This window comes from Gemmatimonadota bacterium (genome assembly GCA_040388535.1).
Lineage (GTDB): Bacteria > Gemmatimonadota > Gemmatimonadetes > Gemmatimonadales > GWC2-71-9 > Palsa-1233.
Window position 1 is genome coordinate 49610 of record JAZKBR010000009.1, and the last position, 14241, is coordinate 63850.

8 protein-coding genes are annotated in these 14241 nt (G+C 66.9%); all 8 read left to right on the forward strand.

The window, feature by feature from the left end; all coding sequences use genetic code 11:
• The first annotated feature begins 88 nt into the window (after window positions 1-88).
• From V4558_16175 to V4558_16210, 8 genes are read left to right on the forward strand one after another with little or no spacing between them, the layout of a single operon-like run.
• A complete protein-coding gene (locus V4558_16175) occupies window positions 89-2362 on the forward strand; it encodes a hypothetical protein (protein MES2307040.1) in 2274 nt (757 codons plus the stop codon).
• A complete protein-coding gene (locus V4558_16180) occupies window positions 2359-3345 on the forward strand; it encodes a hypothetical protein (protein ID MES2307041.1) in 987 nt (328 codons plus the stop codon). The genes V4558_16175 and V4558_16180 overlap by 4 nt, the downstream gene beginning before the upstream one ends.
• A complete protein-coding gene (locus V4558_16185) occupies window positions 3342-5738 on the forward strand; it encodes a hypothetical protein (GenBank protein ID MES2307042.1) in 2397 nt (798 codons plus the stop codon). Before V4558_16180 ends, V4558_16185 begins: the two co-directional genes overlap by 4 nt.
• Window positions 5735-6499: a DUF4159 domain-containing protein gene (locus V4558_16190; protein ID MES2307043.1), complete on the forward strand. Its 765-nt coding sequence runs from the start codon at window positions 5735-5737 to the stop codon at window positions 6497-6499. The genes V4558_16185 and V4558_16190 overlap by 4 nt, the downstream gene beginning before the upstream one ends.
• Before the next feature lie 15 nt (window positions 6500-6514).
• The gene (locus tag V4558_16195; GenBank protein ID MES2307044.1) at window positions 6515-7549 is read left to right on the forward strand and encodes a MoxR family ATPase; all 1035 of its coding nucleotides are present in this window, start codon (window positions 6515-6517) and stop codon (window positions 7547-7549) included.
• 7 nt (window positions 7550-7556) lie between these two features.
• Window positions 7557-8459, forward strand: a complete 903-nt coding sequence (locus V4558_16200) for a DUF58 domain-containing protein (protein ID MES2307045.1) — start codon at window positions 7557-7559, stop codon at window positions 8457-8459.
• Window positions 8459-10519 carry a BatA domain-containing protein gene (locus V4558_16205; protein ID MES2307046.1) on the forward strand — a complete coding sequence of 687 codons (2061 nt, stop codon included), beginning with the start codon at window positions 8459-8461 and terminating at the stop codon, window positions 10517-10519. Before V4558_16200 ends, V4558_16205 begins: the two co-directional genes overlap by 1 nt.
• On the forward strand, window positions 10516-14160 hold the full coding sequence (locus V4558_16210) for a DUF4175 family protein (protein MES2307047.1): 3645 nt from the start codon (window positions 10516-10518) through the stop codon (window positions 14158-14160). Before V4558_16205 ends, V4558_16210 begins: the two co-directional genes overlap by 4 nt.
• Window positions 14161-14241 lie beyond the last annotated feature (81 nt).

Genomic DNA, 14241 nt, shown 5'->3' on the forward strand with positions numbered 1-14241 from the left:
ACAACAATCCGGCCCGGGCAGGCGTAGTACTCCTGTCCGGGCCATCTCTATTCCGGCCCACGCCTCGGGGTCGTTTCTGGCACAATTCGTGGAATCCATCGCAACGGCGCTGTTCAAGTATTCCCCCAGGCAATTCTCCCAGGGGGAAGTGACCTTCTCGCCCGTCGTCCCGCCGGTACTGCTGGCGGTGCTGTTGCTGGTGGCGCTCGTCATCGTGGTGCGCTCGGCCGGTGGGCTTGCTCTCCAGACGCGAGATCGGGTCGTGCTCGGCGGACTTCGCGCTGTTGCCTTCATCGTGCTGGCCCTCTGCCTGCTCCGACCTTCGCTGGTGCTCTCGCGGGCGGTGCCACAGCGCAACGTCCTCGCGGTGGTGCTCGACGACTCGCGCAGCATGCGGCTACCCGATGTGGCCGGGGTATCGCGCCTTGCGGCCGTACGGCGAACCTTCGCTGATTCTACGGCCCTCGTCCGGCAACTCGCCGACAAGTTCGTCCTCCGCTTCTTCCGATTTGCCGGAAATAGCGGGCCGATTGTCGGCGCATCCGCGCTCACGGCGACGGGAACACGGACCGACCTTGGGACAGCGGTTGGAAGCGTCCGTGCGGAGTTGGCCGACCTCCCACTCGCCGGCGTGGTGGTGGTGTCCGATGGGGCCGACAACGCCGCTGGTGATCTCGAAGCACCGCTGCTCGCGTACCGCGCCCGTAAGGTGCCGATCTACACGGTCGGGGTCGGAAGTGAGCGCTTTACTCACGATGTCGGTGTCGAACGCTTTTCGCTCCCCTCTTCGACGTTGCTCGGCGGTGGTGTGCAGGCAGAGGTCCTCCTCAGTGCCCGTGACATCGCCGGAGACACAGTTCGCCTGGCGGTGGAAGCCGACGGCCGGATGGTGGCAAGCGAGGTGGCGGTCGTGCCCGCTGGCCGAGACGTCTTCCCGGTCGCATTGAGGGTACCGCCGCTCCCGGCGGGGCTGCACCGGATTTCGGTGCGCGCACTGCCGATGCGCGGCGAGGTGATCACCGAAAACAATTCCGCCGACGCGATGCTCCGCGTCCGGCCGGCGATGGAAAAGGTCCTCTACGTCGAAGGCGAGCCCCGACCAGAGTTCGCCTTCCTGCGACGCGCCATCTCCGGTGACAGCGGCATCCAGCTCGTGGGGCTCCTGCAGAGCGCGAAGGGGAAGTATCTCCGCCTCGGCGTCGACGACTCCCTCGAACTGCGCGACGGTTTCCCGTCGCGACGCGAAGATCTCTTCCGCTATAAGGCGATCGTACTTGGCAGCGTGGAAGCCTCGTTCTTTACGGGAGATCAGCTGCGCATGCTCGGCGACTTTGTTTCGCGTCGGGGTGGGACGATCATCGCGCTCGGCGGTCGCGGGTCGTTTGCCGAGGGGGGATGGAGCGGTACCCCGCTCGCCGACGTGCTCCCGATCGCCCTGGATGCTCGTGCCGCCCGCGCGTCCGATACAGCAGTCGTCGAACTCACGGTTCATCCGACGGCGGCCGGGTCCGTGCATCCGGCGCTCCGCCTGGGCGCCACATCTGCTTCGCTGCGACGCTGGGACTCGCTGCCACAACTCTCGGCCGTCAACCGCTTTGGTCCGCTGCGAGAAGGTGCGACGGTGTTGCTGACGGGGAAGCCCGCCAACGGCGCGGACGTTCCCGTGCTGGTGGTGGAGCGCTACGGCCGCGGCATGGCAGCGGTGCTCGGTGTGCAGGATTCGTGGCGGTGGCAGATGTCGCCGCGGCTCCCGGTCGAAGACCAGAGTCATCAAGTGCTGTGGCGGCAGTTGCTGCGCTGGTCGCTCGACCAGGTGCCCGAGCGCGTGGAAGTGACGGTGACCCCGGATCACGCCGACCCGGGCCAGGCAGTATCGATTCGAGCGCGGGTCAGTGATGCCGGATACTTCGACGTCAACGATGCGGTGGTCTCCGCTCAGGTCACTACGCCTGGTGGCGTGCAGCGCGATGTTCCTCTCGAGTGGACCCTTCACGATGACGGGTCGTACGCGGGGCAGTTCGTCGCCGAACAGCTCGGCCAGTACGAGCTCACGGTCATGGCACATCGCGGAGCTGATACGATGCGCTCGACGGTATCGGCGCTAGTCGCTGATACGACTGCAGCTGATGTAGGCCGGGCGGAGTTGCGCACCGGGCTGCTCACGCGCCTCGCCGAGGCCACCGGCGGGCGCTACTACCCGCTCAGCGACGTCTCCCGGCTGGTTCGGGATGTTGAGTTCACTTCGGCCGGTATCGCAGCGCGCGATGCGCACGACCTCTGGGACATGCCGATCGTGCTGATCGTGCTGGTGTTGTTGCTCGGTGCCGAGTGGGGCTTCCGCCGCTATCGGGGACTCGCGTGAAGTCCGGCGTGCTCGCTGGTGCGCTGCTGGCGCTGATGACTGGGCCACTCGCGGCCCAGGCGACTCACTTGCTGGTGGTGACCGGCCTCAGTGGTGAGCCAGGGTATGCCGCACAGTTCCAGGCCGCGGCCGATCGGATCGTCGAGGCGGCCCACACGTCCTGGAAGCTGGCGGACTCATCGATCTGGCTGCTCACCGAAGCAGGGCCGGCGCAGCCTATTGCGATGCGGGGGCGCTCGACGCGTGAGGGTGTGACTGCAGCGGTCTCGGCGCTGGCTCGTCGTGCCGCGCCAGGCGATATCGTGCTCATCGTGCTGATCGGTCACGGTAGCGGCGAGGGGACGACGTCACGCGTCGACTTGCCGGGGCCTGATGTCACCGCAGCGGAATATTCCCGCCTGCTCGAGAATTTCGCGAAGCAGAAGGTCGTGTTCGTCGTGGCCGCGAGTGCGAGTGGCGACTTCGTCCCGGTGGTCGCCGGGGCCCAGCGGGTCATCATCACGGCGACGAAGGTGTCCTCCGAACGGAATGAATCACGCTTCGCGGAGGAGTTTGCCCGCGGACTGGGAACCGGCGAAGCCGATGCCGACAAGGACGGCCGGATCACGGTGCTCGAGGCCTTCTCGTTCGCTCGATCCACCGTCCGCGCTTACTACGACACCAAGCAACGTTTGCTGAGTGAGCACGCGCAGCTGGACGATGACGGTGACGGGAAGGGAAGCGATAATCCGGCCGCAGCATCGAGTGGGGACGGCGGGCTCTCACGCCAGATCAGTTTTGGTCCGCCACGCGGTAGCAGTGACCCTCGCCTTGCCGCACTGGCGGGGGAACGGCAGCGGATCGAGAGTGATGTTGCCGCTCTCCGGGCGCGCAAGGCAACGACCGATTCGCTCGTCTACGACGGGGAACTCGAGCGACTCCTCCTCCTGCTCGCCGAGAAGACGCGCGAGCTCCGCGCCCTTGAACGGAGTGGTCCGCCGTGAGGGCGTGGGTAACGGCGCTATCGGCCGGCGCCGCCCTGGCCTCGAGTGCGAGCGCGCAAGCGCCAACCCTCGCAGCGGCCGATTCGCTCTGGGCTCGGGGTCGACTCGCCGCCGCAGACTCCGCGTTCAGCGCAGTGGCGAAGAGCGATGGCCCGGCCCACCGGGTCGCAACGGTGTCGCTCGCGGAGATCGCCGAGCAGACCGGGCGGCGAGATCGCGCGCAACTACTGGCGACGACCATCACGACCGAATACGAACGCAATGGTGGCAACGGCTGGAGCGCGAACGATCTCGTGGCCCTCGGCCGCGCCTGGGTGCTCCTGAGCGCGGCGCGACCTGATGCGGTGCGCCAGGCACTCGCGGCGTTTGACGCGGCGGCGGCACGGGATGCAGGCAACACTGATGCACCGCTCAGGGCCGCGGACCTCCTGCTCGACAAGTTCAACGCACCGGATGCCAAGGAAGGCTTCACCGCCGTGGCGCGGCGCAATCCCGCGAACGCCCGGGCACAGTTGGGCCTCGCGCGCGTGATGGTGTTCGAAGGAAAACCCGAAGCGACCAACGCGACCGAAAAGGCGCTGGCGCTCGATTCGACCCTGGTGCCTGCAGCGCTTCTGCTCTCCCGATTGCACCTGGAAGCCGAGCGCTACGATACGGCCGCGGCCCTCGCTCGGCGCGCGGTGGCATGGGATGCCTCGGCGGTCGGTGGCTGGGCGCTGCTCGGCACCATCGCCTGGCTGCACGGCGACACGGCAGCGTTCAACCGTGCGCAAGCCGCCGCCCAGGCAATCAACCCGAATTCGGCCGAATTTCTGGCCGAGGTGGCCGAGGCCGCGGCCCGACACCGACGATACGGCGATGCTGCGCGGTTCGGGGCGATGGCGGTGGCCCGCGATTCGAATTCGACCCGGGCCCTCGCCGTGCTCGCGACCAACGAACTGCGGCTGGGGCAGATGCCAAGCGGGCGTCGCCACGCCGAGCGCGCCTTTGCCCTCGACCCGTACAATCTCTGGCAGAAGAACACGCTCGATCTGCTTGATGCGATGCAGACGTTTGTGACCATCGAGTCGCCTCGCTTCCGGGTGATCGCGCCGCCGCAGGATGCGGAGTTCCTGCGACTCTATCTGGTGCCACTGCTGGAGCAGGCGTACGACACGCTCGCATTACGCTACGACTACCGCCCACCGACACCGGTGCGACTGGAAGTATTCCGGCGCCACGCCGACTTCTCTGTGAGAACGGTTGGTCTCACCGGGCTTGGTGCGCTCGGCGTGTCGTTCGGGGGCGTGCTCGTGATGGACGCGCCGGCGTCTCGGCCGCCGGGCGAATTCAACTATGCCTCGACGGCCTGGCACGAGTTGACCCACACCTTCACGCTGGGGCTGTCGGACAATCGAGTCCCGCGCTGGATCTCAGAAGGACTTTCCGTGCTCGAGGAGCGTCGGACCCATCGTGGCTGGGGAGCCGATGTGAGTCCCGAGTTCCTTGCGACCTTCAAGGCGGGGCGACTGCGGCCGGTGAGCGAGATCAACGAAGGGCTGGTGCGTCCGCGCCACTCGGCGGAGATCGGCTTTAGCTATTACGAGGCTTCGCTCGTCTGCGAAATGATCGAGACGGAGTTCGGAGCGGAGGCACTACGGGCCTTGCTACGTGCGTTCCGCGACGGCCGTGACACTCCTGTAGCGTTCCTGCAGGTGTTGAAGCTGACGCCAGCCGCGCTGGAGCAGCGCTTCTCCAGCTATGTGAAGACCAAATTTTCGGTCGCGCTCGCCAGTATTGACCCGTGGGATGGTAGCGGCCCGCCGACCGGCGAATTCGTGACGACGCTTGCGGCTGCGCACCAGGCGGCCGGGGCGGGGCAAATCGTAGTGGCGCGTCAACTCTTCGAGCGCGCCGACAAGCTCTTTCCGGGGTATGCCGGGCCCGATGCACCGGCGATCGCCCTCGCAGTTCTCGACAGCAGCAACGCCCTCGCGGCAGCCGCGCGACTCGCGACGGTGACTTCGCGCAATGAGACCGCACTCGAAGCGAACCAGCTTGAAGCGCGTCTGCGACTTCGCGGCGGAGATGTGGCGGGGAGTGCTGCGGCGCTGGAACGGCTGATCTACATCGATCCGCTCAATCCGACCGTGCACCAGGAACTCGCCGAGCTGGCTGAACGTCTGATCGACTGGCCCCGTGCGGCGCGCGAGCGGCGCGCGATCCTGGCGCTGGGGCCCGCCGATCGTGCCGAGGCGCGGTATCAGCTGGCACGGGTGCTCGCGAAGTCCGGCGATCGGCCGGGTGCCCGTCGGGAAGTGCTGCAGTTGCTGGAACAGGCGCCGGGATTCGAAAAGGCACAGGAGCTCCTGCTCGAGCTGCGTGGAGCCACACCATCGGGAGGGGCGCAATGATTCGGGGAGCGTTTGTCGGGATGCTGGCGGCCTTGGCCGTGGCGTCAACCGCGTCAGCGCAGGGGCGCGGTCGCAACCCACCGGTCACCATCGAGGACAATGCGCCGTACGATGGCCAGTTCACGTTCGCGCGGATTCGCTACACCCAGGCACTGAGCGGCGGCTTCGGATTCGGGGGCGGGCGAGGGCCCACCTGGCTGCACGACTATCCTCGGGGCGAGCGACACTTCGCGAAGATCCTCAGCGAACTGGGCACCATCCGGGCCCGGATCGGTGGCAGCGTGATCCTCGCTCTCGATGACCCGACGATTTTCAAGTACCCGGTGATCTACATGTGCGAGCCGGGGTACTGGAGTCCCAACGACGCCGAGATCAAGGGGCTTCGGAGCTATCTGCTCAAGGGTGGCTTCATGATCTTCGATGACTTCCGGGGCAGGGACTGGGACAACTTCGAAGAGCAGATGCGCGCGGTCCTCCCCAAGGCCCGGTTGATTCCCGTGCCGGAGTCGCATCCGATCTACGATTCGTTCTATCGCATCAATCCGAAGCTGGTCGTGCCGCCGTACGGCAACTTTCCACCAGAGTTCTACGGGATTTTCGAGAACAACGATCCGAATGGCCGCCTGATGGTGATGGTGAACTACAACAACGACATCTCCGAATACTGGGAATGGTCCGATGAAGGGCTCTTTCCGATCGGTCCGTCCAATGAAGCGTACAAACTCGGCGTGAACTACGTAGTCTATGCTCTCACCCACTGACCCAAAGGACCACGCGTGACCACCACTCCTTCACCGACCGGACTCGATCGCCTCGATGATGCGGCCCTCGCCGAGCGACTTCACGCTGCGAGTGGACGGATCGCCTCCGAGCTCCGCAAGGTCATCGTCGGTCAGGATGCTGTCGTCGAGCAGGCGTTGATTGCACTCTATGCCGGCGGTAACTGTCTGCTGGTCGGCGTCCCGGGTCTGGCCAAGACTTTGCTGGTGCATTCCCTGGCCCGCGCGCTCGACTTGCGCTTCAACCGGATCCAGTTCACGCCCGACCTGATGCCCTCCGACGTCACAGGCACCGACGTCATTCAGGATGATCCGGCAACCGGGAAGCGTGGCCTCGCGTTTCTCCCCGGTCCGATCTTCGCGAACGTGCTCCTCGCCGACGAAATCAACCGGACGCCACCCAAGACGCAGGCCGCACTGCTGGAGGCGATGCAGGAGCGACGGGTGACGGTGCAGGGGCGGACTTATGATCTCGAGCCGCCGTTCTTCGTCTTCGCCACGCAGAACCCGATCGAGCTCGAGGGGACCTATCCGCTTCCGGAAGCGCAGCTCGATCGCTTCATGTTCGAGGTGTTGCTCGACTATCTCCCCGAGGAGGATGAGGTGGAGGTGGTCCGGGCCACGACGTCCATTCCGCCCGAGGCGATCACGCCGGTCGTTTCTCGCGAGGAGATTCTTGCCTTCCAGCGCGTGGTGCGACGCGTACCGGTTGCCGATGTCGTAGTGCGGTACGCCGTCAAGCTGGTGCGGATGACACGACCGACCTCCGAGGGTTCGCCTGATTTCATCCGGCAGTGGCTCGCCTACGGCGCGTCGGTGCGTGCCGCGCAGGCGCTCATTCTTGGCGGCAAGGCGCGCGCGCTGGTGCAGGGGAGGACCCATGTGGAGTTCGAGGACGTGCGAGCGCTGGCGCGGCCGGTCTTCCGTCATCGCATTCTTCGGAATTTCCAGGCCCAATCCGAACGGGTGACGCCGGATGATCTTGTCGAACGCTTGCTGAAGGTTGTCCCGGTGCCTTCGTCGGGATTGTGAGCCTCAGGTGACCGGGATCGCCCCAGCCACCCTCCTCGACCCTGGTGTGCTAGCGCGCATCGGCGACTTGTCGCTGCTCGCGCGCACGGTCGTCGATGGTTTCCTGCACGGGCTGCATCGCTCGATGCGGATCGGATCCTCTTTCGACTTCGCCGAGCATCGTTCGTATCAGCCTGGCGACGACCTCAGGCGGATCGACTGGCGCCTTTTCGGGCGAACGGACAAGTACTTCCTGAAGACCTATGAAGCCGACACCAATGCAGACGTGCTCTTCGTGGTCGATGTCTCCGCCTCGATGGACTACGGCAGCGGGCCGGTCACCAAGTTTGCCTACGCCCGCTTCCTCGCCGCGTCACTCGCCTGGCTAGCGCAGCGGCAGGGCGATCGCGTCGGCCTCGCGACAATCGGTGGCGACCTGGTCGACGTGGTGCCTTCGTCGACGCGACATCTGCAACTGATTCTGCATACCCTTGCGCGCACTGTGCCGGGCGGGGCCGGGCAGTTGCCCAGGGGGCTGGAGCGGGTCGCCCGATTCCGGGGGCGATCCGGGGTCGTGGTCGTCATCTCCGATTGTTACGAAGAACCTCCGGTGCTGGAGAAGACTCTCGGCGCCTTGCGCGCGCGGGGACACGATGTCGTGGTGTTCCATATTCTCGATCCGGCCGAGCGCGACCTGCCGTGGGAAACAGCTGTGACCTTCGAGGACGCGGAGAGTGGCGAGCGACTGCCGCTGCTTCCCGAGGAGTTGCGGCCGAAGTATCACGCGCTGATGGCGGCGCACCAGCAGGCGCTGCGCGATGGTCTTGCGCGCAACCGGGTTGACTATGTCCCGGTCACGACCGATCAGCCGCTCGATGCGGCATTGCACAGTTACCTCGACCGGCGGATGCTCGCCGCGCGGCTCCGCTGATGCCATTCGGCTTTCTGCTGCCGGCATTCCTCGCGGGGCTCGCGGCGCTTGCCGTTCCGATTGTCCTGCACTTGCGGCAGCGGGAGCGGGAGAAGCCGCAACCCTTTCCCTCACTGATGTTCCTCTCGCGCATTCCGATCCGGACGGCGCAACGGCGGCGAATCACCGATTGGCCACTCTTGCTGTTGCGGGCCCTGGCGCTGGCGCTCCTGATCGCGGCATTCGCGAGGCCCCTGCTGCGGGGCGGCGCGACTGCGACAGGCGCGCCGGGACGCAACGTCGTCATCCTGCTCGACCGGTCGCTCAGCATGGGGCACCGTGAGAGTTGGAACCCCGCCCGGGATTCGGCACATCGGGTGATTGCGGCGTTGTCGCCACGAGATCGAGTTGCGCTGGTGACTTTCGACGAAGAGGCTTCAGTCCCCCAGCCCTTCACGACAGATCACGCTGCCGCGGCGGCGGCGCTCGATCGACTCGTACCAGGTGCCCGTGGGACGCACTACGCCGCCGCATGGCGTGCCGCGCGACAGTTGCTCGGCAGCGATTCGACCGCCGCGGCAGAACTGGTGATGATCACTGATCTGCAACTGGCTGGTGGCGGCGCACCTGAAGGGGTCGCGCTGCCGGCTGGTGTGACGCTCCGTACCATCGCTGTCGGCCCGGCGACGGCGGCCAATAGTGCCGTTGCAAGTGTTGAAATCGAGCAACGTGCGGGTGATGGGCGCGGGAGTGTCGTTGTTGCGGCGCGGATTCGTAGCTTCTCCCTGCCATCGCCGCGGAAGGTCAAGGTGACGCTCACGCTTGGTGGCCGGATCTCCGGCACGCGCGACGTGACCCTTCCGGTAAACGGCAGCACTCGCGTTGCCTTTGATCCGGTGCCGCTACCGGCCGGCGATCTGCCAGTGAGTGTCGCCACCGAGCCGGACGCACTCGCTGCGGACGACGTGCTCAATGCGGTCATTCCAGCCGAAGCGGCACGGCGAGTCATTCTGGTGACGTCACCGGATGCGGCAGCGGAGGAAACAGCGTTCCTCGAGCGAGCGCTGACCATCGGCACCGACCCGAGGATCGCGATCGAACGCCGGATCTCCGGCACGATCGATCCCGTCGGATTGCGCGGTGCAGCCGCCGTGATTCTCTACGATGTCGCCCCGCCCTCCGGAGCGGGAGGCGCGGCGCTCAGTGCCTGGGTCGCGGCCGGCGGTGGCGTGGTGATCGCAACCGGGCCTCGACTCGCAGCGCGCGGCATCGACGGTGCCTTCTCACCCGGCCGGCTGCGAGGCATTGCTGATCGTAGCGCCGAGCGAGGTGGTTCGCTGGGTGAACTGGTGGAGGAGCATCCGATCTTCAGCGCCTTCCGCGGTGGCGCAACCGCAGCGCTCGGAAGCGCCCGGTATCTTCGCTACGCACGGGTCGAAGCGCAGTCGGGGGCCCGGGTGCTCGCGCGCTTTGATGACGGACTCCCGGCACTCCTCGAGCGCCGGGAGCAGTCGGGAAGGGTCTTGCTGGTGGCGGCACCACTCGACGATCGCGCCGGCGACTTCCCTCGTCAGCCTGCCTTCCTCCCCTTCGTGCGCCGGCTGGTGCTCTATGCGGCGGGCGGCGACGGCGCACCACTCTGGCATACCACCGGCGCGGCCTGGCGACCTGGCCTCGCCATTCCCGACATGGTGGTCGCGTCCCCTTCGGGTGAACTGCTGCGTCCGGATAGCGCCCACGGTGGCGCGATTGTCCTGACCGAAGCTGGTGTCTATTCGGCCTATCGCGAACGCGCGGTCGGGGCACCCGCGGCAATCGTCGCCGCGAACGCGCCAGCCGGAGAGTCCGACCTTACGCGGCTGAAGGCAACGGATCTGCTCCTTGGTGTTGCGGACAGCAACGCCACGGCTGCCACGCGCGGACCACCGACATCGGCCGAGCTGGAACAGCGCCAGCAACTCTGGCGAATCTTTCTGATGGTTGTCGCACTATTGCTGCTGGTCGAAACGTGGCTGGTGGGTCGTGGCTGGCGCGCGAGCGCCGGTCGCATCGTTACCGTGCCTGATGGAGGTGCCGAGTGAGCAACATCGACGCTGGAGCGCTGCGCCAAGCCCTCGCTCATCTGCGCGGGCATCGTCGACGTCGACTCCTGCTCGAAGGGGCAGTGGCCGTCGCGGTTGCTGTGCTGCTGGCATTGGGTGCGGGGCTCCTGTTGAGTGAGTTGCTGGGTGGTGGTCCTGCTGCCACGCTCGCGGTGCGAGTCGTGGGCTGGCTCCTCCTCGCGGCCGCTGTGATTCGTTTCGTGATGTTGCCGGTGGGCCGACGGGTCGACGATGACCGCCTCGCGCTCTACGTCGAAGAACACGCCCCCGAGGTGCGCCAGCTGCTGGTGAGTGCGGTGCACGTGGCCCACGACACGTCCGGGCAACCGGCTTCTGCGCTCGATGGTCGCGTCGTGGCGCGGGCTCTCGCCGAAGTCGATCGCCTCGAGCAGGGCGCCGCGATCGAGCGGCCGCGGGTGCGGCGCGCCGCCGGCGCTTTCGGCGCAGTGATCGCGGTTGCGGCCCTGCTTGTCTGGCTCGGCCCTGCCGCGCTGCGCGACGTGGCGCGCACACTGTTCGTGCCCTGGTCGGCGGCGGCCGAGGTGCCAGTGCGGGCCGTGAGCGTCACCCCCGGCAATGTGAAGGTCGCAAGGGGCGCCGCACTCGATCTCAAGGCGGAGAGCCGCGGCTTCATTGCCGACGCAGCCGAGCTCGTGCTGACAGCCGACAGCGCTGTCGAGCCGGTGCGGATGGCAATGCTCCGGGACTCGGCCAACTCCCGCTTCGGGGTGCGGATCTTCGACGTCACCAGGGATGGCAGCTATTACGTCGAAGCCGATGGCATCCGGTCGCCGACGTTCCGCATCACCGTCACCGATCTTCCGGCCGTCAAGCGGCTCGGCGTGGAACTTCATTTTCCGGCGTATACCGGGCTCAAGGTCGACAAGGTCGAGGATGGTGGAGATATCGCGGCAGTGAAGGGGACCAACGCAATCCTCAAGGTCGACGTCTCGCTGCCGGTGAAGAGTGGCGCACTCCATTTCGATGACGGCCGAACGCTGCCGTTGAATGTGGCGTCCGATGGCTCCGTCACGGGGTCCTTCCGGGTCGAGCGGTCGGGTTTCTACCGTGTCGACCTGGTCGCCCCGGATGGCAGCGAGGTCACCGGCACGGTGCAGTACGCCGTCGAGGTTCTGGAGGACCACGCGCCGTTGGTGCGGGTCAGCGATCCCGGTCGCGATACCAAGGCCACTGCCACCGAGGAAGTCTCGCTCGGTGTCAGTGCCACGGATGACTTCGGCGTCACCGGTGTCGAACTGAAGTACAGCGTCAACGGCGGGCCCGAACAGCGGGTCCTGCTGGCCGACAGCACCCGGGCGCGTGGGGCGGAGTTCCGCGCTTCGCACACGCTCTTCCTCGAGGAACTCGGACTCAAGCCGGGTGATCTGGTCGCGTATCACGCCGAGGCACGGGACGGCGCCGGGAACAAGGCGTCGAGCGACATCTACTTCATCGAAATCCGACGCTTCGCCCGCGACTACAAGCAGGCGGAGCAAGGCGGCGGTGGCGGCGGTGGTGGCGGGGGCGGAGGTGAAGGCCAGCGCGCGGGGGCGCTGCCGGGGCGCCAGCGAGACATCACGGCCGGCACGTTCAACCTGTTGCGCGACAGCAGCAAGACCTCGGACCAGGTGCGGAAGGAAAACCTCCGGACGCTTGCGATCGCCCAGGAAAAACTCAAGGACGAGGTCACCGATCTCGCTGAGCAGGTCAGGACACGCAACGTGGCCTCGCTCGACTCGACTTTCGCGACAATCCAGAAGGAGCTCGAAGCCGCGGCGAAGGAAATGGGCGAATCGGAGAAGGCGTTGAAGGCCGGCACTCCGCGCGAAGCGCTCGGTGCGCAGCAGCGTGGCTTGCAGCACACGCAGCGTGCTGATGCCGCTTACCGCGAAGTCCAGGTGCAGATGGCGCAACAGGGTGGTGGCGGCGGCGGAGGCGGTGGTGGTGCCGAGGCCAAGGATCTCGCCGATCTCTTCCAGCTCGAGACCGACCGGCTGCAGAATCAGTATGAGGCAGTGCAGAGCCAGAGTTCCACCGCTGCGGCGCAGCAGGTCGACAGCATCGCCGAGCGCCTGAAGCAGCTGGCGGCCCGGGCGCAGCAGGAAAATCAGCGGATGGAGCAGCAGGCGCAGCAGATGCGTGAACGCCTCGGTCGCGAAAGCGGCAGCGGTGGCGGCGGTGGGTCACAGCGCGAGTTGGCGCGACAGGTGGAAGAAGAGGCGCGTCGCCTGGAACGGCTCGCGCGGGAACAGAAGTCGGAGCCGCTGGCACAGACCGCGCAGCAGCTGCAGCAGGCGGCCGATGCGATGCGTCAGTCGGGAAGTGGTTCTTCGGCAGCCGGAGCCGCGGCAGCCGAACGACTGCGTGCCGCCTCGCGTTCGCTCCAGAATGCGCGGAGCAGTGGCAGCGAGGATCAGGTGCGGTCGCTCGCCGACAAGGCCCGCGAGCTGAGTGCGCGGCAGCGTGACATCGCCAAGGACGTAGGGGCGTTGCCTGGCGCCTCGCCCGCCGACAAGGCCGCGCAAACCAAGGCGCTCGAGGAGCGGAAGGACGCGCTCCAGTCCGCGGTCGAAGGACTGCAGCGCGATGCCGAACGACTGGCCCGTGATACCCGGCGGGAGCAGCCTGCGTCGGCCGCGGGACTGAGCGAAGCCGCGGGCGTGATTCATGACGAGCAGATCCCCGAACGGATCAACTACAGCAAGGGCCTCATGCGGAATGGCGCACCCGACCAGACCCGAGCGTTCGAAGAGGCCATCGGCCAGAAGCTGGACAGTGTGGCGAGTCGCCTGAGCGCGGCGGCAGGAGCGATCGGAAGTTCGCCGGGGCGCAAGCAGGACAAGGCGCTGGAGCAGGCGCGCGAACTGGTGCGAGGGTTGGAGTCGCTGCGCGACCGACGCGGCGACGGCGCCAAGCCCGGGAGTGAGGGGGAGGGGCGGCCGGGTGAACAAGGCCAGGGGCAGGCTCAGGGGAAGGGTCAAGGAGAACAGGGCCAGGGCAAAGGCCAGGGGCAGGGCCAAGGGCAGGGACAACAGGGTCAGGGTAAAGGCCAGGGTCAAGGGCAGGGTCAGGGCCAAGGGCAGGGTCAGGGTCAGGGCCAGGGTCAGGGCCAAGGGCAGGGCCAGGGTCAGGGTCAGGGCCAAGGCCAGGGTGGTGAGGGAGAGGCGGGCTCAGGTCGCGGTCGGGGGCAGGGCGGTCGCGCCGGCGACAACCGGGGTATGCCGGGTGGGGCGGTTGACGGCACCCCGGGCGGCGACGCGTCGCCCCGTGGCGGATCTCAGGGCGAGCCGCGCCAGCTATCGCGCGAGGCCGGGGTGCGTCGTGAGCAGGCCGAGGCATTGCGGCGCGAGGTGGCCGGACTGGGTGTCGAAACAGGAGATCTCGACCGAGCGATCGCCCAGCTGCGGGAGTTCGAGCGGACCTCCGGCAATGGCAATCCTCAGGGTCTCGACAAGTTGCAGGAAGCAATCATCGCGGGGCTCAAGAATTTCGAATTCGGGCTCTGGCGTAAATTCTCGACGGCCGACCACCCCGCACTTGGGGCTCCCGGAGCGGTTCCTCCGGGGTATCGCGCGCAGGTCGATGAGTACTATCGGGCGCTGGGGCGCCGCCCGCGCTGAATCCGGGCGAAGGCGCATCACATCTGGCTTCCGGGGCGGTGTAGGGCGGGCGCAACGTCGCAAAGATTGGCAGTTTGGTGG

What these genes read in the sequence shown, in the direction of transcription:
- V4558_16190 (MES2307043.1), top strand. Translation starts at nt 5,735, where the DNA reads ATGATTCGGGGAGCGTTTGTCGGGATGCTGGCGGCCTTGGCCGTGGCG.
- V4558_16205 (MES2307046.1), top strand. Translation starts at nt 8,459, where the DNA reads ATGCCATTCGGCTTTCTGCTGCCGGCATTCCTCGCGGGGCTCGCGGCG.